This is a genomic window from Vibrio sp. B1REV9 (assembly GCF_905175395.2).
GTDB classification, from domain to species: Bacteria; Pseudomonadota; Gammaproteobacteria; order Enterobacterales; family Vibrionaceae; genus Vibrio; species Vibrio alfacsensis.
This window is the reverse complement of record NZ_CAJIMW020000221.1, coordinates 403,967-428,336: the sequence shown is the minus strand read 5'-3', so window position 1 is coordinate 428,336 and position 24,370 is coordinate 403,967. Positions and strand designations below refer to the sequence as shown.

Annotated in this window: 17 protein-coding genes and 4 pseudogenes; 15 read left to right on the top strand and 6 right to left on the bottom strand. The window is 44.3% G+C overall.

Annotation, left to right across the window (positions count from 1 at the left end; translation table 11 throughout):
* Positions 1-18: 18 nt before the first annotated feature.
* From KHN78_RS02355 to KHN78_RS02340, 4 genes and pseudogenes are all read left to right on the top strand, one after another.
* A complete protein-coding gene (locus tag KHN78_RS02355) occupies positions 19-981 on the top strand; it encodes a DNA polymerase III subunit delta' (RefSeq protein WP_211919683.1) in 963 nt (320 codons plus the stop codon).
* Positions 972-1,747 (top strand): annotated as a pseudogene (locus KHN78_RS02350) (TatD family hydrolase). Before KHN78_RS02355 ends, KHN78_RS02350 begins: the two are co-directional and overlap by 10 nt.
* 435 nt (positions 1,748-2,182) lie before the next feature.
* Positions 2,183-3,613: a PTS glucose transporter subunit IIBC gene (gene ptsG, locus KHN78_RS02345; protein WP_211919682.1), complete on the top strand. Its 1,431-nt coding sequence runs from the start codon at positions 2,183-2,185 to the stop codon at positions 3,611-3,613.
* A gap of 314 nt (positions 3,614-3,927) precedes the next feature.
* Positions 3,928-4,329: a hypothetical protein gene (locus tag KHN78_RS02340; protein ID WP_211919681.1), complete on the top strand. Its 402-nt coding sequence runs from the start codon at positions 3,928-3,930 to the stop codon at positions 4,327-4,329.
* A gap of 110 nt (positions 4,330-4,439) precedes the next feature.
* Here KHN78_RS02340 and KHN78_RS02335 read toward each other — a convergent pair.
* Positions 4,440-5,029: pseudogene (locus KHN78_RS02335) on the bottom strand (outer membrane beta-barrel protein).
* 126 nt (positions 5,030-5,155) lie between these two features.
* Between KHN78_RS02335 and KHN78_RS02330 the strand changes: the two are divergent.
* Both KHN78_RS02330 and KHN78_RS02325 read left to right on the top strand, forming a co-directional pair.
* Entirely contained in the window at positions 5,156-5,248 is a 93-nt protein-coding gene (locus KHN78_RS02330) for a YnhF family membrane protein (RefSeq protein WP_099079546.1), read from the top strand.
* Positions 5,249-5,265: 17 nt separating this feature from the next.
* The gene (locus tag KHN78_RS02325; protein WP_211919680.1) at positions 5,266-6,411 is read left to right on the top strand and encodes a patatin family protein; all 1,146 of its coding nucleotides are present in this window, start codon (positions 5,266-5,268) and stop codon (positions 6,409-6,411) included.
* A gap of 245 nt (positions 6,412-6,656) precedes the next feature.
* Here KHN78_RS02325 and pyk read toward each other — a convergent pair.
* Positions 6,657-8,100, bottom strand: a pseudogene (pyk, locus tag KHN78_RS02320) (pyruvate kinase).
* 307 nt (positions 8,101-8,407) lie between these two features.
* On the opposite strand from pyk, the pseudogene KHN78_RS02315 reads away from it, so the two are divergent.
* Both KHN78_RS02315 and KHN78_RS02310 read left to right on the top strand, forming a co-directional pair.
* Positions 8,408-9,624, top strand: a pseudogene (locus tag KHN78_RS02315) (ROK family protein).
* A 262-nt stretch (positions 9,625-9,886) separates the two neighbouring features.
* Positions 9,887-10,828, top strand: a complete 942-nt coding sequence (locus KHN78_RS02310; protein WP_211919679.1) for a chemotaxis protein CheV — start codon at positions 9,887-9,889, stop codon at positions 10,826-10,828.
* Positions 10,829-11,158: 330 nt separating this feature from the next.
* Here the strand turns inward: KHN78_RS02310 and KHN78_RS02305 are convergent, their stop codons facing one another.
* From KHN78_RS02305 to KHN78_RS02290, 4 genes are all read right to left on the bottom strand, one after another.
* Positions 11,159-14,233, bottom strand: a complete 3,075-nt coding sequence (locus tag KHN78_RS02305; RefSeq protein WP_211919678.1) for an error-prone DNA polymerase — start codon at positions 14,231-14,233, stop codon at positions 11,159-11,161.
* Between the two features lie 6 nt (positions 14,234-14,239).
* On the bottom strand, positions 14,240-15,643 hold the full coding sequence (locus KHN78_RS02300; RefSeq protein WP_211919677.1) for a Y-family DNA polymerase: 1,404 nt from the start codon (positions 15,641-15,643) through the stop codon (positions 14,240-14,242).
* A gap of 4 nt (positions 15,644-15,647) precedes the next feature.
* Positions 15,648-16,340 (bottom strand): translesion DNA synthesis-associated protein ImuA, encoded by a 693-nt coding sequence (gene imuA, locus KHN78_RS02295; protein WP_211919676.1) that lies wholly within the window; start codon positions 16,338-16,340, stop codon positions 15,648-15,650.
* A 130-nt stretch (positions 16,341-16,470) separates the two neighbouring features.
* Positions 16,471-17,211, bottom strand: coding sequence for a YciK family oxidoreductase (locus KHN78_RS02290; protein WP_211919675.1), 741 nt, complete (start codon positions 17,209-17,211; stop codon positions 16,471-16,473).
* Between the two features lie 313 nt (positions 17,212-17,524).
* On the opposite strand from KHN78_RS02290, the gene sohB reads away from it, so the two are divergent.
* From sohB to pyrF, 7 genes are all read left to right on the top strand, one after another.
* Positions 17,525-18,586 (top strand): protease SohB, encoded by a 1,062-nt coding sequence (sohB, locus tag KHN78_RS02285; protein ID WP_211919674.1) that lies wholly within the window; start codon positions 17,525-17,527, stop codon positions 18,584-18,586.
* Positions 18,587-18,798: 212 nt separating this feature from the next.
* A complete protein-coding gene (gene cmk, locus KHN78_RS02280) occupies positions 18,799-19,479 on the top strand; it encodes a (d)CMP kinase (protein ID WP_211919673.1) in 681 nt (226 codons plus the stop codon).
* A gap of 110 nt (positions 19,480-19,589) precedes the next feature.
* On the top strand, positions 19,590-21,260 hold the full coding sequence (rpsA, locus tag KHN78_RS02275; protein WP_128811199.1) for a 30S ribosomal protein S1: 1,671 nt from the start codon (positions 19,590-19,592) through the stop codon (positions 21,258-21,260).
* A 212-nt stretch (positions 21,261-21,472) separates the two neighbouring features.
* On the top strand, positions 21,473-21,757 hold the full coding sequence (gene ihfB / locus KHN78_RS02270; RefSeq protein ID WP_005438967.1) for an integration host factor subunit beta: 285 nt from the start codon (positions 21,473-21,475) through the stop codon (positions 21,755-21,757).
* A gap of 140 nt (positions 21,758-21,897) precedes the next feature.
* Positions 21,898-22,191 (top strand): lipopolysaccharide assembly protein LapA domain-containing protein, encoded by a 294-nt coding sequence (locus KHN78_RS02265; RefSeq protein ID WP_211919672.1) that lies wholly within the window; start codon positions 21,898-21,900, stop codon positions 22,189-22,191.
* A gap of 18 nt (positions 22,192-22,209) precedes the next feature.
* Positions 22,210-23,385 (top strand): lipopolysaccharide assembly protein LapB, encoded by a 1,176-nt coding sequence (gene lapB / locus KHN78_RS02260; RefSeq protein WP_211919671.1) that lies wholly within the window; start codon positions 22,210-22,212, stop codon positions 23,383-23,385.
* A 94-nt stretch (positions 23,386-23,479) separates the two neighbouring features.
* Positions 23,480-24,181: an orotidine-5'-phosphate decarboxylase gene (gene pyrF / locus KHN78_RS02255; RefSeq protein WP_211919670.1), complete on the top strand. Its 702-nt coding sequence runs from the start codon at positions 23,480-23,482 to the stop codon at positions 24,179-24,181.
* Positions 24,182-24,370: the final 189 nt, after the last annotated feature.

Below are 24,370 nucleotides of genomic sequence, written 5' to 3'. Positions count from 1 at the left end.
TGTGGATTGAGGTGATTCATGTTGAATGACTTTCCATGGTTACAACCCGTTTGGGATAACCTCAAAACAAGCCTAGACGCAGATCGAATTCCCGGAGCATTGTTATTGCAAAGTGAAAGAGGTTTAGCGGTCGACAAGTTGGTTGAGTATTTTAGCCATGCGTTGTTGTGTCAAAATTACAGTAGCGAACCTTGTGGTTTTTGTCATAGCTGTCAGCTAACCAAATCTCATAGTCATCCAGATTTACACTGGGTTAAGCCTGAGAAAGAAGGCAAGTCGATTACGGTCGATCAAATTCGTGCGTGCAATCGTCTTGCTCAGGAGTCATCTCAGCTAAATGGTTACCGCGTGTTTATTGTGGAGCCCGCCGATGCAATGAATGAATCTGCATCTAACGCATTATTAAAAACGTTAGAAGAACCAGGACAAAAGTGTTTGTTCTTATTGGTGACGCATAATCAAGATCGTTTGTTACCGACGATTCAAAGCCGTTGCCAACACTGGGTCGTGACATCTCCATCTCGTGAACAAGCGATGGCTTGGCTTAGCGACAAAGGTGCCTCGTCAGTTCCTGAGTATGCGCTCAAGCTCAATATGGGATCACCTATTAATACGCTAGAAGCATTGCAAAGTGGTGAATTAGATGAATATCAGACATTCGAGCGTTGCTTTATCGAGACACTTACATTGCCTACGTCGGATATTTTAAAATGTGCGTCACTGATGGCTAAGAGCCCTGATAAAGCGTTGGATTGGGCTTGGTATCTGCTAACTGATGCTCAGAAAGCCCAGTTTGGTGTTACTGAAACCGAACAATTACCGGGTGCAACGCAGTTTAAGCCAGATAGTTATAACGGACTTTACGTGGCATCTCAGAAGTTACTTGAGTTAAAAGCGCAAGTTCAACACTTTCCTGGTTTAAACCTTGAACTACTATCAATGAATTGGTTAATCGAATCACGAGAGGCATTATGTTCGTAGATTCCCATTGTCATTTGGACAAACTAAATTATGACGATCTTCATCTCAATGTAGAAGACGTTATCAATAAAGCAAAACAAGCTAATGTAAAAGAGCTTCTCTCCGTTGGTGTGACGCTGGATTCCTTTCCTAAAATGTTGGAAATGATCACCCCGTACGACAACGTCTACGCATCTTGTGGCGTACATCCGTTAGATGTAGAAAGTGCTTTTTCTATGGAGATGCTTCACAAATACGCTTCCCACGACAAGGTGGTTGCGATCGGTGAAACCGGTTTGGATTATCACTATAAACCTGAAACCGCAGCCTTACAAAAAGAGCGTTTTGAGCAGCAAGTTGATTTAGCGGTAGAGTTGAACAAGTCACTTATCATCCACACTCGTAATGCACGCGAAGACACTCTCGATATTTTACGTAGGGGTGGGGCAGATAAATGTGGCGGTGTGATCCACTGTTTCACGGAAGACTTACCATTGCGGAAGCGGCCCTTGAACTGGGTTTCTATATTTCAATTTCAGGGATTGTGACGTTTCGTCAAGCGACGGAACTGAAAGAAGTCGTGAAAGCTTTGCCTCTTGAGAGGCTTCTAATTGAGACCGATTCGCCTTACTTGGCACCAGTGCCACACCGAGGAAAAGAGAATCAACCCGCTTACGTTGTTGAAGTTGCCGCCTATATTGCGCAGTTGAAAGGGTGCTCGCTAGCTGAGGTTGGACGAAAAACCACCGAAAATTTCCGAAATCTTTTTTTGCAACAAAAACTATAAATTGCATTTAAAAAGGAGCTTTGGCTCCTTTTTTGGTTATAAAGTCGACAAAATGAGCGTTTTGGTTGATGTTTACTGATTTTGTTGATTTAACTGCTTTCAAATAGTGCAAATGTAATTTTGTTACTAAAAATAACATGGCCATTTATTTTATTTACGGAATGAAATTAATCGGCCTGATGCATATTTACTTATAAAACAGATGTTTACATGTAATAAAATGCATTTCACGCACTGTTTTTCGGTGTGATCTGAGACTTGTTTTGAAACTAAATTTCGTAACTATGTGGAAAGTTTGAGGGTCATCAATATATATTTAGAGCCGGAAAATATAATGCAACGTGTGGTTACATTTTCATTGGGTGCTAACATTTAGGCTACGGGGGTGTGCCGTTAGTGCCCAAATAATACTTATAATTTATCAGGAGCATAAACATGTTTAAGAACCTTTTTGCAAACCTGCAAAAAGTTGGTAAAGCTCTGATGCTACCAGTATCAGTGTTACCAGTCGCAGGTATCCTATTAGGTGTGGGTGCTGCTCACCTAAGCTTCATTCCAGAAATCGTTTCTAACCTAATGGAACAAGCTGGTGGCTCAGTATTCGGCCAAATGGCACTTCTATTTGCTGTTGGTGTAGCACTTGGCTTCACAAACAACGACGGTGTAGCTGGTCTTGCTGCTATCGTTGGTTACGGTATCATGACCGCTACGCTTGGCGTAATGGCTGGTATCATGGGCGTTGAAAAAATCGACACAGGTGTACTAGGTGGTATCCTTGTTGGTGGTGTTGCTGCTTGGGCATTCAACCGTTTCTTCAAAATCCAACTTCCAGAATACCTTGGCTTCTTCGCTGGTAAGCGTGCCGTGCCAATCATTACTGGTTTCGCTGCGATCTTCCTTGCAGTTGTACTTTCTTTCGTATGGCCACCAATCGGCGGTGCAATCTCTGCATTCTCTGACTGGGCTGCACACCAAAACCCACAACTAGCGTTTGGTATTTACGGTGTTATCGAGCGTACTCTAATCCCATTCGGTCTACACCACGTTTGGAACGTACCATTCTTCTTCGAAGCTGGTACTTGTGTGAACGCTGCTGGTGAAACTCAAAATGGCGTACTAACTTGTTACCTAGTTGCTGATGAAGCATCTCGTGCTGCTGGTAATGGCTTCGGTCAACTAGCGGGTGGTTACATGTTCAAGATGTTCGGTCTACCTGCTGCAGCAATCGCGATTGCTCACTGTGCTAAACCAGAAAACCGCGCGAAAGTAATGGGTATCATGGCGTCAGCTGCTCTGACTTCATTCCTAACTGGTATTACAGAGCCAATCGAATTCTCATTCCTATTTGTTGCACCAGTACTTTACGGTATCCACGCTCTACTAGCGGGTTCTGCATACGTTGTTGCTAACACTCTAGGTTTTGTACACGGTACATCATTCTCACACGGTCTGATTGACTTCCTAGTACTATCTGGCCACGCTCAGAAGATGGGCCTAATGGTTGCCGTTGGTCTAGTTTACGCAGTGATTTACTACGTAGTGTTCCGTGTTGTGATCACAGCACTTGATCTGAAAACTCCTGGTCGTGAAGACGAGTCAGCTGAAGAGTCAGCGACAGCGGCTTCAGAGATGGGTGGTGAGCTAGTTGCAGCATTCGGCGGCAAAGCAAACATCACAGGTCTAGACGCATGTATCACACGTCTACGTGTTGCAGTAGCGGATACTGCAGCAGTTGACCAAGATCGACTAAAACAACTAGGCGCTGCAGGTGTTGTAGTTGTAGCAGGTGGTGTTCAGGCTATCTTTGGTACTAAGTCTGACAACCTGAAAACAGAAATGGATGAGTGGATCCGTAACCAAGGTTAATCTCAATCATTGATAATTCAAAAGGAGGCTTCGGCCTCCTTTTTTGATCGCTAAAGCTTATTTTTGAACACACCGTTTATTTTCAAATAAAAAAGTTTATTTTCGAACGCTAGCGCTGCTTTATTGCAAAAGTTTCTGTCGATAAAAACTGTTGTTCTCTCGCATTACCATTTGTCCAAAATTCAACGTGATCTTGTTCTCAGCCTTACATTCTTCATTCTATTCCAGGCTGATTCTTACCCATGATTGACACAGTATTTTAGTGATATGTTTGAATTATGTACGCTGTTTTTTTTAAAGGGGAGAGATGAGGGATGAAAAAGCAAGTCGTCTTAGCGGCAGCGTTAATACCGAGTTTTGGTTCACTAGCGAATGAGCCGAGCAATTTTTCTGTCGGTATGGCTGTAGATCAACAGTTAAGCGTTGTTATTGAGGTGGAAGACAAATATCGTGGCATTATTGGTAATGATGGTATGGCGTTTGACTACATCGCTAAGCGAGGTTCGTTTGAGCAAGGTATGCCTGTGACGTGGTATGTCGGTGTTGGTGGTTGGTACGAATGGGATGATGAATTTGGTTTGCGTGTTCCCTTAGGACTAAACTGGGACTTATCTAAGGGATGGGATCTTTATGCTCAGATTCACCCAGAATTAGAGTTGTATAAAGGGCCAGATCTTCAAATCGGTGGCGCGGTCGGTATCAAATACAACTTTTAACGTTACCCACGCTTTGATGCCGGTATTTACCGGCATTTTCATGTATAGGGACTAAATTTTGTGTCTAGAGCAGAATTTTTGTGTCTAGAATTCGGTTGAGTGAACGGTGTTTAGAAACGATAGGTGATGCCAATATTCGATTGGAATTGGTTCATCCAATCGGTTTCAAATTTTATAAAGCAGCTTGAGCCATCAGTTGGTAGCACGCAAGCACCGGAAGTGTCATTGTCCACGACGGTGCCAAGCCATCTAACTTGGGCGGTAAAAGCAAAATGTTTCGATATTTCATATTCAACACCACCAAACGCACTCGCAGAAAACCCATATTTATTATCAACCCAATCTACGTCCGCATAAGACGCACCAAGCCCAAGTCCAACGTATGTTTGCCATCTAGGTGATACTGGGTAATAAATACTGCTCTGAAACTGAAGATAATGAATATTTGAGTTGTTGCCTATATTTTGCAGCTCCGAAGATTGGTTTGAGTAGAATAAGCCAATTCTGCCTTGTTCTAAGGTGTCTCTATTGCAAATGCAAAGTTGAGTGCTGGGTCTATGTCATAGGTGCGATCGTTTTGATCTTCAACAGAGCCGCCTCCTGTATAGCCGATAAAAGGGGTAATACTGACGTTTGCTTGAGCATCGATAGAGAGGCTCAATAATACACTGCTAACTAACCAGTTAGATGGATTCTTCATTTGGTATCTCCTTATTACGACTAAGCTAATTGTGATGCCTTAGCCAAAATCGTGCGACTAAATAAAGCAATTCTTGAACATGATTCACACAGGTGTTATTAATTTGTTACAAACAAGGAGGTGTCTATGGAACACGATCTAAAATCTGCCCTACTTATTGTCGTTGTTGTTTTCGCAGTCCTGCTCTCATTTGGAATTATTGCGATCACAACGGCCTAACGACTGTCAATCTAGCCATGATCCGGAACAGCGGTATTATAACTGATTGCCATGTCGAACTTGATGTTTCTGTTTATGAACATTTTAGGCGTGGGAAAACTGCTCTTATCGCGCAAGGAGGAGGGCAGAGAGGGATTTTTACCGCTGGTGTATTAGATGCTTTTTTACTCTCTAATTTTGATCCTTTCGACGAATTCTATGGTACCTCTGCGGGTGCGCTGAACTTATGTGCTTACCTATGCCGACAACATGGCTTGGGTAAAGCATTCATTACTGATTTAACGACTTCCCCTGAGTTTTTTAATCTAATTCGATATATACGAAATAAGCAGTATTTGGGCCTAGAATGGGCGCTAGAGCGGATTCAGGATTATCCGTATAAACTCGACCTTGATTTAGGAAAAAGAGCCTTAGGGAAGCGCAGAGCGTTTGCTGCGGTGACAAATGTAAATTCGCTTGCGGATCAATACTTGCCAATCTTAAGCGATGATTGGCTAAATACAATGGTTGCGACCTGTGCGATCCCTAAGCTGTACCAAGGTACTGTAGAGGTCAACGGGCAAAAATATGTGGACGGCGGAGTATCGGCTTCGATTCCTGTTCAAGAGGCTTGGCGACAAAATGCGCGCAATATCATCGTGATTCGTACTGAACCTTTTTCTGAATCGGAAGCGAAAGCGCAAAGTGAAATTTGTGACAGTAGCGTTGAATGGTATCGCGAGTCCATTAACTCGGTACAAGAGTCTTGGCAGCAAAAAATGAGCCAGTGGAAAGCGGACTGGGGATCGTTTTTACAGCAAAAAATTCATGCAGCGCACCATTCTAAGTTTTCCGGTCGTAAATTACTTAATGGTGGTCGTTGGTTATTTGGAGCAGATAACTTGTATCGGCTCAGCCATCTTGTTGGCGAGAACTTTGATTCCGGGTTAGCCGATATGCTCATGATTCACTATCAGACATTTGAACTGACGCAGGCATTCTTATCGACGCCACCAGATGACACGTTTATTTTGCAGTTGGCACCAAAAGAGGAGTTACAGTCGTCATCGCTATTGAGTGATCCAGAGGCATTAGAGCATGATTATCAACTTGGACTGCAAGTCGGTTTTAACTTGATTCAATTGTATGATCAGCTCAACATTGATGGCAGGGAGAGCGCATAATTTGGGCTAAATGACTATTCTGACAAATGGTAGTCATTCATGAATGATAGCTTCACAAGTGACAATTTCTACAATTGAAAACTTCTGCAAATAATAAGCTCTACAAATAACGATTACTCTACGAATTATCCAAGGGCTCTGTAATAGAGCCCTTGTGGTATGTGTACTTTTTGGTTTCTTTCGCTCGCTATTTCGAAAGAATCTTGTATTAAGTTATGGCGGTTTTGGCGCGATGTGGTACTGAATCACGCGGAAAGGATACGCATACAGTTTGTTGAGCCAACGACATCCATAATATCGCCTTGAGTGATGATCACTAGATCGCCTTCATCCAATAGCCCTTGTTCTTTGAGTGTTAAAATCGCTTCCTGAGCAGTGCTCAAGCCTACGCCGCCTTTTGAATCAAAATAGACCGGGGTGACACCACGGTAAAGTGCAGCACGGTTCAGTGTTGACTCGTTTCGTGACAGCGCAAAAATCGGTAATCCTGAGCTTAAACGAGACATCATCAACGCAGTACGACCTGACTCCGTAAGGGCAATCATCGCTTTGACGCCTTCCATGTGATTGGCCGCGTACATTGTTGACATGGCAATGGTTTCTTCTGCCGTTGCAAAGGTGCGGTCGAGTCGGTACGTAGAGAGACTGGCTTCTGACATTTTTTCTGCACCGATACATACTTCTGCCATCGATTTCACCGTTTCAACAGGGTACAGCCCCGCAGCGGTTTCTCCTGAGAGCATGACGGCATCGGTGCCATCGAGTACAGCGTTTGCTACGTCCATCACTTCCGCACGGGTTGGCATCGGTGCTGACATCATGGATTCCATCATTTGGGTCGCTGTAATAGCAACGCGATTTAAACTGCGTGCTCGGCGTATCAGTTTTTTCTGAACACCGATGAGTTCAGGGTCACCAATTTCTACCCCAAGGTCACCGCGAGCGACCATCACAACATCAGAGGCGAGAATAATGTCATCAATCGAATCATTATTAGCAACGGTTTCTGCGCGTTCTACTTTAGCAACAAGCTTCGCTTCTAGGCCTGCATCTCGAGCTAAACGTCGAGCGTAGTGCATGTCTTCACCATTGCGAGGGAATGAAATTGCAAGGTAATCCACTTTAATTTTTGCAGCGGTTAAGATATCTGCTTTGTCTTTTTCTGTGAGTGCATCAGCAGAGAGGCCTCCGCCTTTTTTTATTGATGCCTTTGTTATTTGATAGCGGACCACCAACGGTCACTCTAGTGTGGACTTTATTACCCTCTACGCTTGTCACTAGCAGTTGCACTCGGCCGTCATCAAGCAACAGAATATCGTTAGGCGATACATCTTGTGGAAGTGCTTTGTAATCTAAGCCTACGGCGTCTTGGTTGCCTTCTCCTTTTGCAAGGTCACTATCTAGTGTGAATTTATCACCAACATTGAGTTGGATTTTACCATCTCTGAACGTGGAAACTCGGATCTTTGGACCTTGAAGATCCCCTAAAATGGCGACTTGGCGTCCAAGCTTTGCTGCGATAGCTCGAACTTTTTGTGCGCGCTGGATGTGGTCCTCACTGGAGCCATGAGAGAAGTTCATGCGTACCACGTTCGCACCAGCTTTTATGATGTCCTCAAGGACGTTGTCTTTATCAGTTGATGGGCCAAGCGTTGTGACAATTTTTGTTCTTCTTAATATTGAAGTCATAGATTCTCCGAAGAATTCAGGTGTAGGGCAGATCACTCGACTAAGTATATGCATAGCCAGTAAAGGTTGTTCGTATTTTCCCTAAACGGTCATGGTAAATACGGTGCAGTCTGTTTTTTCGTCAATTTTAAAGAGTAAAATAAGTGACGTTTTAGATAATTTATCAGGTGTTGTTTGTTGGTTATTTGATTGAATACACAAACGAACATGTTTCTACGTGATGCTTGTCACGGGGATTTATCAATTCACTTCACAATTCCTTCGCAAAGTAAAAAAATTACTCGGTTATAGAATTTCGGAGTGCAAGATGTACATGGCTCAACCGGGCCATATTGATCATATCAAACAGGTCAATGCTGGTCGTGTATACAAACTAATTGACCTCAAGGTCCAATATCTCGTATTGATTTGTCCAAGCAAAGTGAGCTTGCGCCTGCGAGTATCACTAAAATCACTCGAGAGCTTATTGAAGCCCATTTAATCCATGAAACAACCGTTCAAGAGGCAACTAGCCGTGGTCGTCCAGCGGTCGGATTGCAGGTCAATAACGAAGGTTGGCAATTTCTATCGATGCGTCTTGGCCGTGGCTACTTAACCATTGCATTACATGAGCTTGGTGGAGATGTGCTTATCGATACTAAGATCGATATCCATGAGCGTGACCAAGAGGACGTTCTTGAACGCTTGCTCTACGAAATTGATGAGTTCTTCCAAACATATTCTGATCAGCTGGATCGTGTTACCAGTATTGCAATTACGCTGCCTGGTCTGGTTAATTCCGAGCAGGGTATTGTTCTGCAAATGCCTCACTATAATGTTGAAAACTTGGCACTAGGTCCAGAGATCTATAAAGCCACAGGCCTGCCGGTCTTTATTGCTAATGATACGAGAGCGTGGGCGTTGGCTGAAAAGCTGTTTGGGCACTCTCAAGATAACGATAACTCTGTACTTATCTCGATTCACCATGGTTTAGGGGCAGGGATCATTCTCGATGGGCGTGTGCTACAAGGTCGTCATGGTAACATCGGTGAGCTTGGCCACATTCAAATTGATCCGAACGGTAAGCGTTGCCACTGTGGAAATATAGGATGTCTTGAAACCGTCGCAAGTTCACAAGCCATTCGGGAAGAAGTGGTCACTCGTATCGCGGGTGGTGAGGCATCGATTCTTGCTGAACAAGAAGAGATGAGCATTGAGAGCATCTGCGAAGCGGCAGCGAATGGTGATCCTTTAGCAGTCGATGTGATAGAAAAGCTAGGGCGCTATTTGGGTTCGGCGATTGCTATTGTGATCAACCTGTTCAATCCAGAGAAAATTTTGATTGGCGGTGTGATCAATCAGGCGAAAGAAGTCCTTTACCCTGCGGTCCGTCGTTGTATCGAAGAACAGAGCCTACCGGTTTACCATAAAGACTTAGAGCTGGTAGAGTCGCGCTTTTATAAGCAGGCAACGATGCCGGGAGCCGCGCTGATTAAGCAGGCCTTGTATGACGGTCAGTTACTGATGAAAGTGATAGAGGGATAATCTTTTTCTGTCTGATTGAGTTCTTTGCAAAGGGTGGGCAGTCAAGTTCGCCCTTTTTTGATTTTCATTTTGATGTAGAGCACCAATCTGAGCTTAGCTCCGTTGCTATATCCGGAGCATTAATGTAATTTCCATTAGCAATTTACCCTAGTACCTTAAGGTTACTATCGGGTAGATAAAACACTCATAAAAAAGTTTATTCTGTTGTTTCAACAGGGTTTCTATTAAGAGTGAACGTTGTCATTCAAAGTTAGGTAGTGGTATGTCCGGAGTGTTAAATACGGTTGATCAGCGCACAAACCTGGTCGGTGAAAACCGATTGGAGCTTTTGCTGTTCACGTTGAATAGTCGTCAATTATTTGCGATTAACGTTTTCAAAGTGAAAGAGGTGATTAAACTTCCTCCATTAACGAAACTGCCGGGTTCTCACTATAACATTCGTGGTGTCGCGTCTTTACGTGGTGAGGCTGTGCCTGTGATTGATTTACGTTGTGCGATTGGTTTTCCTAACTTGCGCGGTGAACCTGAAGAAGAGAATTTGATTATCACGGAATACAACCGTTCCATACAAGGTTTCTTAGTTGGGCCGGTTCGCAATATCATCAATACTGCGTGGACCGAGATTCAACCCCCACCGTCGACATCCGGTCGTTCTAATTATCTCACTGCCATTACTCAAGTTAAAGACGGTGAAGCGTCTCAAATCGTTGAAATCATTGATGTAGAAAAGGTGCTAGCCGAAATCGTACATTATGATGTAAGTATCTCTGAAGGTGTTTTGGATCATGAGCTTAGCCAAGCAATGATTGGTCGTAATGTGCTTATTGTTGACGATTCTTCCACAGCCCGTAATCAGGTTCGAGATACGTTGTCTCAGCTTGGTTTAAACATCATTGAGTGCCGAGATGGCCTTGAAGCATTAACGGTATTAAAACGCTGGTGTGATGAGGGAAAAGACGTAGAAAAAGAGTTGTTAATGATGATCACCGATGCCGAAATGCCAGAGATGGATGGATATCGATTAACGCATGAAGTTCGTACAGATCCACGCATGGCGAAATTGTACATTACGTTAAATACATCACTCAGTGGCAGCTTTAATGAAGCGATGGTACAAAAGGTTGGATGTGACCGTTTTATCTCTAAATTCCAACCTGATCTCTTGGTTCAAGTAGCCCAAGAGCGGATGCGCCAAATCGTATAACAAATATTTCTTATCTTGTTACAAAGTAACCCATAAGTGCTGGTGATATATACGTCACAAATTGCTATAATTTTTTACATATTTTTGACAGCGAAATATGTAGGTATATCACGTCACTTTTCACCTATGAGTCTTTTTTGACTTATTAACATAGGGTACTTCTATTTAATGATATGGCTAACATCAAAAGTCATCATGACTTTGTCTTTGTTACTGTATAGGAAATACAAGAGTAAGCGTACGGAAACGATGGCTGAAAATTAATTCAGCAGAATCAAAAAGGGAGGCTTGACCTCCCTTTACTTTTTCCCGCCATTAAAACGCGGTGGCTTAATGGAAGTCACGGGATTTACTTTTCAGCTCAGCAAGGCTGTGTGTACAATCAATAAGCTTACCAGCGATCACGTGTGTGACTTCTCCCTCACGCTCTAAAATGCCTTTGACTATCAAGACTTTTGAAGTGAGATACGCTTGCTTTTGAGCGCGGGCGGTTGCTCGCCATACCACGACATTAATATTGCCAGTATCATCTTCTAAAGTGAAAAAAGTGACGCCAGCAGCGGTACCAGGAGATTGTCTGCCCGTGACGACTCCTACGACGGTCACTAAGGACTTGTGCGCTTTTTCTACGAGCTGTTTCATTCGGGTAAAGCGCGGTAATTGACCCGCTTCCTCTAGCAAGGTTATTGGGTGGCGGTTAAGCGATAATCCAGTACTGGCATAATCTTCAATTAAGTTCTCATACTCAGATGGTTGTATTTGGTAATTCGGCATCGATTCTTCCATATGATTGAATAAGGGCAAATCAGATAGCGAATCCATTGCTGCCCAGCGAGCGTTATAGCGGTTACCAGACAGGATCTGAAACGCATTGGCAGAGGCAAGTAATTCAATATCACGGCGGTTTCGTAAGATCTGTTTGACCTCTTGGATTGAGCGATAGCCTGTGTTCGGACGATGTTCGATCAATCGTAAGATACTTTCTTGATTCAGCCCTTTTACTAAGCGAAAGCCCATTTGAACACCAAAACGGCCATTGGAACATTTAACCAAATGGTGCTGATACGAAGAATGATTGACGCAGACAGGTAACACCTCTACTCCGTGTCGGCGTGCATCTTGGACCAGTTGCGATGGACTATAAAATCCCATCGGTTGGCTATTTAGTAGGGCAGTATAGAACTCCGCGGGGTAGTAGAACTTCAGCCAAGCAGAGCAATAAGCCAGCACGGCGAAAGAGGCAGAGTGACTTTCTGGGAATCCATACTCACCAAAGCCACAAATTTGGTCAAAGATTCGCTCAGCAAAGTCTAAGTCATAACCGCGTTCACGCATCCCATCGATAAGTTTTGGTTTGAACTTAGCGAGATCGCCGTTCTTTTTCCATGCTGCCATTGCTCGGCGCAGTTGGTCGGCCTCACCGCCACTGAACCCGGCCGCCACCATCGCCAGTTTGATCACTTGTTCTTGGAAAATCGGCACGCCCATGGTGCGCTCTAGTACGCTTTTGACTTCTTCCGATGGATAGCTGACAGGCTCTTCGCCATTACGTCGCTTAAGAAATGGATGCACCATGTCACCCTGAATTGGGCCTGGGCGAACAATGGCAATCTGTACCACTAAGTCGTAGTAACGTGTCGGCTTTAAACGTGGCAGCATGCTCATTTGCGCGCGAGACTCAATTTGAAATACGCCAACCGTATCTGCTTTTTGGATCATGTGATACACGTGCGGGTCGTCTTGTAAGCGCGTGATCTCGGCAATCGACAGTGATCGCTGGTGGTGCTTCTCAATCAGTTGAAAGCATTTACGTATCGCGTTCAACATGCCGAGTGCGAGCACATCGACTTTTAATAGCTTTAAGCTTTCTAAATCATCTTTATCCCATTGAATAATGGTGCGATCTTCCATTGAAGCATTCTCGACAGGCACCAATTCATACAAAGGACCAGAAGAAATCACAAAGCCGCCTACGTGCTGAGATAAATGACGTGGAAAGCCGATGATCTCGTTCACTAACTGGATAAACTGCTGACCTTTTAACGATTCCGGCTGTAATCCCAACTCGATGATTTGAGCCTGCCAGCCTTGGTCACGATCTCGTCGATTAACGTTCTTGATGAAGAAGTCCAATTGAGTTTCTTCAATCCCCAACGCTTTACCTACTTCTCGTACGGCACTTTTAAAGCGATAGCTGATCACGGTTGCAGCTAAAGCAGCACGCTCACGGCCATACTTTTTATAGATATATTGAATGACTTCTTCACGACGCTCGTGTTCAAAATCGACATCAATGTCTGGTGGCTCATCTCGCTCTTTGCTAATAAAGCGTTCGAATAAGACCGAGATTTGTCTTGGGTCGACAGCTGTAATTTCAAGGCAGTAACACACCACCGAGTTTGCCGCAGAGCCACGCCCTTGATAGAGAATGCCTTGTTGCTTGGCGAACATCACGATGTCGTGAATGGTGAGAAAATAATACTGGTACTCCAACTCTTTGATTAGCCTGAGTTCATTTTCAATCGTGTGATTGATTTTGGCAGGTACGCCATCAGGAAACCGCAGTTTTTTTCCCCGCTCAACCAACATACGCAGATAAGAGTCTGGCGTGTAACCATTCGGGATGAGTTCTGTTGGGTATTCGTATTTCAGCTCTGAAAGCTTGAATTCGCATAAACTGGCGATATGAGTGCTTTCTGCTAGCCATTCGGACTTGTAAATTCGAGACAGTTTATTCAATGGACGCAATGCTCGTTCTGCATTGGATGAACGACTAAAGCCGAGCTTGTCGACGCTACAACCATGCTTAACTGCTGTCAGGACATGTTGCAATGGTAAGCGTTCAACAGCATGCATTAAAACGCCGCCACAAGCGGTAATCGGCAATTGGAACTCGTTTGCTAATAATTCACAGTGTGTGGTGTAGGCATCGTCGTCACCACCTAAATGACGCTGAATCGCAACCCATAAGCGGCCGGAGTGATGCTGCTGAAGCCAACGTCCCCAGTAATGGTCACTCTCTTGATGAGTTGGGAGCCACAGCACGAAACAGTGACGAATCGACATCAAATCCCATTCAGACAATTGATAACGACCTTTCTCACTGCGGCGTCTCGCATTGGTGATGATACGGCACAGTTCTGCATAAGCTTTACGGCAAGGGCAAAGCAGCACCACTTGGCATTCTTCATTGAGCCAAAACATGCTGCCGACAATTTGTTTGATGTCGAGTTTATGTTGCTCGATGGTCGCATGCGCTTTCACTACGCCCGCAACCGAGCACTCGTCCGTGATCGCAATGGCTTGATAGCGATAAAACGCCGCCTGCAACACCAGCTCTTCTGCATGAGAAGCGCCGGTGAGAAAGGAGAAATTGGACTGACAAAACAGTTCTGCGTAACTCATAACGACCTAACAAAAATAACCATGGAGAAACCAGTGCTTGTGTTGATCGCGAAATACCCACAACCAGCGGCCTTGCTTGGTGTGTGCAATGTAGTAATCACGCATGATCTCATCGCCATCCCACCATCCAGAGACAATCCGTTCAGGCCCATGTACGAGAGAGACTTGCTCTTGTAGCACGATAGGTGAGGGTAATTGCATCGCGGGGCGCAGCAGAGCAGGGATACTGTTGATCGGCACATCCGGCTCGTCAGCTGGGCGATATTGGCTGGCTTTCTCTGGCCTTGGGTCGCAGGCAATATTGGGTTTGAGTACCGCGCTTTTGCCCAATTTCGCTTGCAGTAAAGAGAGCAGCTCTAAGGCGTTCATTTGTCCTTTTTGCCCAGCAAAGAAGTCGCGTGCAGAGCTTAAAGGTTCACCTTGGCGCTCTACTTTTAACGTTAGGCCGATAACAGGGCCGTTTAACGTGACTGATTCCAGACTCAAACTTGCGAGCTGTTGCCAACGTTGGCACAAGTAATCGCCTTGCGCGGATGTGAGCAGAAGGTGCTGTGCTTGTTTGTCTCGTTGGTGTAGGGTTAGGCACAGTTCAAACGCGACTTTATCGCGTAGTTTGAGAAAGGTTTCGAGCTGACGAAGTAATTTAGCCAGTGGTTTCTCCACCCATTGAACGTTTTCAATCTCAAACAACAGTTCTAAATAGACTTGGAAGGATTCGGTTGGATGATAAAAATCAACAGGGTGTTTAAATTGCCCAGTCAGTCGACCAACGTAATTCACCAAATCAATATCGAAACGGCGAGCGATGTCTTGCAATGGCAGTTCAAGCAATCCTTGCAGTGTGGTAACGCCTACACGCTGTAACTTCTCAACAGTGGCGCGGGATAAATCGGTAAGTGTTAGTGGTAATGGTGATAAAGCTTGCTGCATAACCGATTTGTCTTCGCTGATAAAGTTTGTACTTGCTAATGCCATCAACTTGGCAGAAAAAGGAGAAAAGCCACAACCGAATTGAAAACTCAATTTGAGTTCTGCTAAGTGAGCGCTGACTTTATTCCAATAGTTTTGTAGCCCGTCATACAGATTAAGCATTGGGGTGGCGCGCAGCAAAATACCTTGGTTTGGCATCAATACGACATCAGAAGTAATCAAATACAGCCATTGAGCAATTTCTTGTAACTTGCTCAGTTCGGTTTGCGGATGATAAGGGTGCACTTGCAAATCTCGACACAAGGACGCGGCACTGCCTAAGCCCATGTTTGGCTTAATGCCTTGTTGCTCGGCGATCTCGTTGTATTGAATGATCCGACAGCGTTGGCTTTCTACAATCACCACAGGCTGCTCTTGATTATCACCAAAGAGGGCATCGAGTTGCAGGTGAGGGAAGTGCAAGTAAATCCACAAAGCCATATCACTAACCTTGATTCGCCAATGGAAAATTGACCACGGTCGATGAAATATGAGTTGTGCTTGGCATCACCAGTTGCGGGTAGTGGTGCTGGAAGTTGATATCGACGCTGCCTTTGCTCCAACCGCCTTTTCGTTTGAGAACTTCCACGCTAACGCCTTGTTCATAGCCTTGCAGCTTCAGACTCAATGAAACAGGCAAAGACAAACGGTTGGTCATGTTGGGTTTGAGCATAAACAGAGGGCAGCAGCCTTGCTCACTTGCCACTTGCAGACGTTTTACTTGGTGGATTTCTAACTCATCTTGCCATAGCAAAACGTTGGTACACGCGCCGCTTTTGAGGCATTGCTCAGCCGCCCATAACGCATCTCTGGAATGATCTGGCGTCACAATCCATACTTGGTTAATGTCCAAACCAATGCTGTGCAGGAACAATGAATTCATCAGCGCTGGTGGTTGAATGAATGCCGTTACCCCTCTTGAAAGCGATGCTTCTAAGTAAGGCGCAAGCAAACGCAGTTCACCAATACTGCCAATTGACTCCATTTCTACTACGCCATAGGGAGGGAAACCACCGCCGAGTAGTGCATCTAATTCTGTAAAGCCAGAACTATGCAGAGTTTGATGAGTATCTGCTTTGGTTAAATTTGCTTGCCAAACAAGATGTTGGCTTTTTAAGTGTTGAATGATGTCTTGCATAGAATTACACCTGTATATTTGTACAGTATATTTCCATAAGAAAAAGTCGCAAGATTTTTGTAGTGAGGAAGATGAAAAAAGACAGCGTTTGCTGTCTTTTTAATCGATTGTGTCAGGTGATTTAAGCCGATTACTTTGGTTGTGCGTCAATACACTGGCCGTTTACATCAGTGACTGTTGGGTCCATCAAGTGAAGATATAACGGCATAATGTCTAAAGGCGTTTTTAGTGTGTTTGAATCTTCGCCCGGGTAGGCTTTTTCGCGCATACGAGTGCGTGTCGCACCTGGGTTGATGGCATTAACTCGCATTGGCGTATCGCTCAATTCATCAGCGAGAACTTGCATCATACCCTCCACCGCGAACTTAGAAATGGCGTATGGGCCCCAGAAAGCACGCCCAGAGTGACCAACGGTCGAAGAGGTAAAGATGATGCGACCCGCTTCTGCTTTACGCATGATAGGCAGCAGCGCTTGAGTCATCAATACTTCGGCTTTCACATTGATCTGCATGATGTCATCGAAGTCTTCTTCGTTGATTTGCTCAAATGGGCATAGCGCGCTAAGTACACCTGCATTGTGTAATAGGCCATCTAAACGACCAAACTGTCCCTCAATGGTTTCGGCCATATCAATATAGTGCTGTTTAGTCGCACCTTTGAGATCGAGTGGGATAATGGCTGGTTGAGGATAACCCGCGGATTCAATCTCATCGTAAATGGACTCAAGGTTTTTCACATTTCGACCGAGTAGAATCACTGTAGCACCGTGTTGTGCGTAAGAAAGTGCTGCCTGGCGACCGATGCCATTTCCTGCACCAGTAACAAGAATGACTTTACCTTTTAAGGCATCTGCTGAAACGGAGTAGTTCACGGTGATTATTCCTTATTATTGTATATAGTTCCGATATATAGACGCGACATCCAAGCGACACAGTTAGATAGGCATATCTGAGATGATATGAACATAAAGCGTGCTGTTTCTCACTGGAAAACCTTGGTAATCGTGACAAGATGGTTACAATACACCAATTCATGTGTTATACCAATTCCAGCGCTTGAGTTGCATGTTTACTGTGTTGCTGTACCGGTTTTTATATTGGAACAAATAGTTAGCCGTTGTACACAAATGGTGTTTTACATGATATGCATAGGCAAATTACTGGTATGAGATAGAGGAACTCTCATTGGAATTTTTATTAGATTACGGCCTGTTTTTGGCCAAAATTGTCACCGTTGTTGCAGCCGTCATCGTATTGTTGGTGATTGCAAAATCTGCGGGCAGTCGCTCGGGGACTGCGAAAGGTGAATTGGAAGTAACTAACCTTTCAGAACGCCATAAAGAAGCGATTGAGCAACTAGAACATCATCTACATGATGAGGCATTCATTAAAGCTCGTGATAAAGCCGTTAAGAAAGAAGAAAAAGAGAAAAACAAATTACGTGAAAAAGAAATCAAACAAGCTAGTAAAGATGGCGCGCTAGATAGCAAACGTGAACCTCATCTATTTGTATTGGATTTCAATGGCAGCATTGACGCCAAAGAAGTGGGCTCTTTACGTGAAGAAATCACGGCTGTGTTAGCGGTGGCTCGAGAGGGTGATGAAGTGCTGCTTCGCTTAGAGTCTGGCGGCGGCATGGTGCATGGCTATGGTTTGGCATCTTCTCAACTTGATCGCATTAAGGCCGCGGGATTGCCATTGACTATTTCTGTCGACAAAGTAGCAGCAAGTGGTGGTTACATGATGGCATGTGTTGCAGACAAAATTGTATCTGCACCTTTTGCAATTGTCGGGTCTATCGGTGTCATCGCACAGATTCCAAACTTTAATAAGTTACTGAAAAAACATGATATCGAATACGAGCAACTTACCGCAGGTGAATACAAGCGTACGTTAACCATGTTTGGTGAAAATACAGACAAAGCGCGTGATAAGTTCAAGCAAGAATTGGAAGAAACACACGTTCTGTTTAAAGATTTTATTCGTGAACGCCGTCCTGCGCTGGAGCTTGAGAAAGTGGCAACAGGTGAGCACTGGTTTGGTACGCAAGCGAAAGCGTTGGGGCTTGTGGACGAAATCAGCACATCAGATGACTTAGTCGTCGCTGCATGTAAAGAAAAAACCGTGCTATCTATCCATTATGTGCAGAAGAAAAAGCTAGCAGACAAGCTGGCCGGTGTGGCAAGCAAAGTCGCTGACAGCGTGGTGCTTAAATTAGCGGAGCGTGGTCAGAAGCCGATCGTTTAATCACATAGATAACGTTCGAACATAAAAACAGCGAGAGTGAAGATTCTCGCTGTTTTTATTTGAACTTTTCATAATGGCGTGAATCAAAAGCGTATTGGAAATGTAATGCTTTACGCGACATTTTTCCTCGCTCCATGGCGCGATTCGCCGTATAATGCGCGCCTCTAAAACCGAGCAAATTGCTGAAAAAGAAATTATAGGTGGAGAAGAACATGTCCTCTCAAACTCCGGTTGTAACCGTTGATGGACCTAGCGGCGCAGGTAAAGGCACGCTGTGTATGTTGCTAGCTAAGAAGTTGGGCTTTCAACTTCTCGATTCTGGCGCAATCTATCGTGTACTTGCACTTGCTGCAATTCACCACGGTGTAGACACTGAGTCAGAAGATGCACTTGTCCCACTCGCGACTCACCTAGATGTTCAGTTCATCGCTGAAGGCGACCTCGTTAAAGTGATTCTTGAGGGCGAAGACGTTTCTGGTGAACTTCGTAAAGAAGAAACGGGGATGGCCGCGTCTAAAGTCGCTGCTTTGCCGCGTGTTCGTGAAGCATTATTGCGTCGTCAGCGTGCGTTTGAATCAGCACCTGGCCTCGTTGCTGATGGCCGAGATATGGGTACGGTTGTGTTCCCAACGGCGCAAGCAAAAATATTCCTTGATGCGAGTGCAGAAGAGCGTGCAAATCGACGCCTTAAACAGTTGCAAGATAAAGGGTTAGATGTTAAATTTGCTGACCTTTTAAGCGAGATCCAAGAGCGTGACGGTCGAGATCGTAACCGCCCAGTGGCACCACTACGCCCTGCTGAGGATGCGCTTGTGCTAGATTCTACGTCGATGACTATCGACGAAGTGGTAGAAAAAGCACTACAATATATCGAATCGAAGCTAGCTGAGTAATTACGCTCAGCTAGACTAAGAGCGTTGGTCGCAAGGATGATGACTGGCGAATTTAATAACCCCATGCGGTAGGATACCCGTGGAAGTTTAATTTATTGAAGATTAAATAAATGACTGAATCTTTTGCTCAACTCTTTGAAGAGTTTCTAAACGAAACAGAATTCCAACAAGGCAGCATCGTTAAAGGTACTGTAGTAGCTATCGAAAACGGTTACGTTCTTGTTGACGCTGGTCTTAAGTCTGAATCTGCTATCCCTGCTGAACAATTCAAGAACGCTGCTGGCGAACTTGAAGTTGAAGTTGGTGCTGAAGTAGACGTAGCTCTAGACGCTGTTGAAGATGGTTTCGGTGAAACTCAACTTTCTCGTGAGAAAGCTAAGCGTCACGAAGCTTGGATCGTTCTTGAGAAAGCTTACGAAGAAGCTGAAACTGTTGTTGGTATCATCAACGGTAAAGTTAAAGGCGGTTTCACTGTTGAACTAAACGGTATCCGTGCTTTCCTTCCTGGCTCTCTAGTAGACGTACGTCCAATCCGTGACACTGCTCACCTAGAAAACAAAGAGCTAGAGTTCAAAGTTATCAAACTTGACCAAAAGCGTAACAACGTAGTTGTTTCACGTCGTGCAGTTATCGAATCTGAGAACAGCGTTGAACGTGACGAGCTTCTAGAAACTCTACAAGAAGGTTCTGAAGTTAAAGGTATCGTTAAGAACCTTACTGACTACGGTGCGTTCGTTGACCTAGGTGGCGTTGACGGTCTTCTACATATCACAGATATGGCTTGGAAGCGCGTTAAGCACCCATCTGAAATCGTTAACGTTGGTGACGAGATCCAAGTTAAAGTTCTTAAGTTCGATCGTGAGCGTACTCGCGTATCACTAGGTCTTAAGCAACTAGGCGAAGATCCATGGGTAGCAATCGCTAAGCGTTACCCAGAAGGTCACAAACTAACTGGTCGCGTAACTAACCTAACTGACTACGGCTGCTTCGTTGAAATCGAAGAAGGCGTTGAAGGTCTAGTTCACGTTTCAGAAATGGATTGGACTAACAAGAACATCCACCCATCTAAAGTTGTTAATGTTGGCGACGAAGTTGAGGTTATGGTTCTTGAAATCGACGAAGAACGTCGTCGTATCTCTCTAGGCCTGAAACAGTGTAAAGCTAACCCATGGCAGTCATTCGCTGAAGCACAAGCTAAAGGCGACAAAGTTACTGGTAAGATCAAGTCTATTACTGACTTCGGTATCTTCATCGGTCTAGACGGCGGCATCGATGGTCTAGTTCACCTATCTGACATTTCTTGGAATGTTGCTGGCGAAGAAGCTGTACGTGAGTACAAGAAAGGCGACGAGATCTCTGCAGTTGTTCTAGCAGTAGACGCTGAGCGTGAGCGCATCTCTCTAGGCGTTAAGCAAATGGAAAACGACCCATTCAATGCTTACGTTGCTGATAACAAGAAAGGTGTTCTAGTTAACGCTACTGTAACTGCTGTTGACGCTAAAGGCGCTACAGTTGAAATCGCAGAAGGCGTTGAAGGCTACATCCGTGCTTCTGAAGTATCTCGCGATCGCGTAGAAGATGCTTCTCTAATCCTAAGCGCTGGTGATGTTGTTGAAGCGAAGTTCACAGGTGTTGACCGTAAGAACCGCGTAATCAACCTATCTATCAAAGCTAAAGATGAAGCTGAAGAGCAAGAAGCAATGGCATCTATCAACAAGCAAGACGAAGCTGCTTTTGGTAATGCAATGGCTGACGCTTTCAAAGCTGCTAAAGGCGAATAATTTACTCGCTTAAGCTAAAAAGGAGCCGCAAGGCTCCTTTTTTATTATCACGATAAAGTTAGTACTAATACTAATGTCGATAATTGCTTAAAAAAAAGCCATTTCTTGATTGCGCATTTTGCATAAAATTTGTCTAGAATTGATAGCAAGTGTTTGTTGGAATTAGTATTACTTACTATAATAGGTGGTAAAGACACTCAAAGAGGGCAACCATGACTAAGTCAGAACTGATTGAAAGACTCTGCGCTGAGCAAACACATTTATCAGCGAAAGAGGTAGAGGATGCTGTAAAAGACATTCTAGAGCATATGGCCTCTACGCTAGAGAGCGGTGACCGTATTGAGATCCGTGGCTTTGGTAGTTTTTCTCTTCATTACCGCGAGCCTCGTGTAGGCCGTAACCCTAAAACGGGTGATAAAGTAGAGTTAGAAGGTAAATACGTACCTCACTTCAAGCCTGGTAAAGAGCTTCGTGAGCGCGTAAATATTGATAGCTAAGGCTATCTCATTAGTTTGAAAAAGCGGCATACTCTCGTGTATGCCGCTTTTTTATAACTAGAATATTGGTAATATACGTGGTCTGAAGAAACATTTTCCTGCATAATCTTACCTACTTACTCCTCAAAGGGTGATGTAACATGAAAATTATAAAAATCATTGCTGTTTTAGCTCTCTTTTTAATTGCACTGGCATTAGGCTCTCAAAACCAAGAGATTGTCACATTCAATTATCTTTTGGCGAAAGGTGAATTCCACTTATCAACACTATTGGGTGTGGTCTTTGTGGGCGGCTTTGGCCTTGCATGGGTGATTTTTGCTAGCATTCAATTTAAGACTCAACTTCAAGTTCGCCGTTTGAAAAAGAAACTTAAAAAGTATGAGCCCGCTGTTGCAGAGAAACCTGCAAAGCCAGCAGTAGCAAAACAGGCATAAGGATAAGGCTTAACTTTAATGCTTGAACTACTCTTCTTGTTATTGCCTATAGCCGCTGCCTATGGCTGGTACATGGGGCACCGTAGCGCTCAGCAAGACAAGCAGAAGCAATCTCATCAAATATCCCGTCAGTATGTGACGGGTCTTAACTTGCTTCTATCTGATCAGTCAGATAAAGCGGTTGACCACTTTATTGAATTGCTCCAAGTTGACGATGAAACGATAGATACTCACCTAGCGTTGGGTAATCTTTTCCGCTCTCGCGGTGAGGTCGACCGCGCGATTCGTATTCACCAAAACCTTATTTCTCGTTCTGGTTTAACACTAGATCAGAAGAATCTCGCACTTCAACAGCTTGCTAAAGACTACATGGCCTCGGGTTTCTTAGACCGAGCAGAAAAAATCTTTGAGCAGTTGGTAGAAGAGCCTGACCATCGCGAAAGCGCACTTCAGCAGCTTGTGACTATTTACCAGCAGACGCGAGAATGGGAAAAAGCCATACATTACGCCAATCAGCTGGCTAAGATGAGTAAGAAGCGCACTCGAATTCGCATAAATATTGCTCATTTCTGGTGTGAGCTTGCCATGTTGGATCAAGCGGATGGTCATACCAATAAAGCGATTCAACATTTCAAAAAAGCATTATCAGAAGATCCAAAATGTGTACGAGCGAGCATTGCCCTTGGGCGTATTTATTTGGAGTCAGAAGATTACAAACATACCATCAAGTACCTAACGGGTGTGCTTGAACAAGACAAAGACTTCATTAGTGATGTTTTGCCGACGGTCGCAGAGTGTTACCACCACTTAGGCCAAGAAGACGAGTTGGTCGAGTTCTTACGAGCCTGTATTGATAAGAAAGCTGGCGTATCATCTGAGCTCATGCTGGCGCAGTTAGTCGCGCATCATGAGAGTGTCGGTGCAGCGCAAGAGCTGTTGACCAAGCAATTACTTAAAAACCCAACTATGAAAGGTTTCTACCGTCTGATCGATTATCATATTGCGGAAGCTGAAGATGGCCGTGCAAAAGATAGTTTATCGACGCTACAGGCAATGGTTGGTGAACAACTAAAAGTAAAGCCACATTACCGTTGTAGAAAATGTGGATTTTCTACTCATTCCCTTTATTGGCATTGTCCATCTTGTAAGGGATGGGGGACGATTAAGCCAATCCGCGGATTGGACGGTGAATAAATTTGATGCAGCAGGCAGAATTTTTTGTCCGCTGCATTTTTTTAACTTTTTTTCTTTAACAAGAACTCAAGAACAAAAATAATTAGGAGATGAAATGATCGACCAAAAAGTTATTGTCGCACTGGATTATGATAACCAAGCGGATGCGCTTGCATTCGTAGACAGAATTGATCCTGCGTCATGTCGCCTTAAAGTAGGCAAGGAAATGTTTACGCTATTTGGTCCTGATTTCGTACGTGAACTTCATAAACGCGGTTTCTCTGTGTTTCTAGACCTGAAGTTTCATGATATCCCAAATACGTGTTCAAAAGCGGTGCGTGCTGCTGCAGAGCTGGGTGTTTGGATGGTGAATGTGCATGCAAGTGGTGGTGAGCGCATGATGGCAGCATCGCGCGAGATATTAGAGCCTTATGGTAAAGATCGCCCATTACTTATCGGTGTTACGGTGTTAACCAGCATGGAGCAGAGTGACCTTGCGGGTATTGGCTTGAATGTCGCTCCTCAAGAACAAGTCATTCGTCTAGCGACGTTAACGAAGAACTCTGGCCTAGATGGTGTTGTATGTTCTGCACAGGAGTCTTCTTTACTTAAGAATGAACTTGGCAAAGAATTTAAATTGGTGACGCCAGGTATTCGTCCAGTCGGCTCAGAGCAGGGTGACCAACGTCGTATTATGACACCAGTCGATGCGATTCAAGCGGGTTCGGATTACTTAGTGATTGGTCGCCCAATTACTCAAGCGAATGATCCTGCCGCAGTACTTAAATCCATCAACGACAGCTTAGCGAACATGTGAGTTTCGTTAAATTGAAAGCGAAAGGTGAAGTGGAAGCACTTCACCTTTTTTTATTTTTCCTGTTCACATCTACATATCCGCACATTTGGAAGTATCGTCTCTAGTTTATGCCATAGATGATGGTACTGTTCTGATCACATTTTACTAACATAACTCGCTGCGGCTGAGCGAAAGTGCAACCATGTGTTA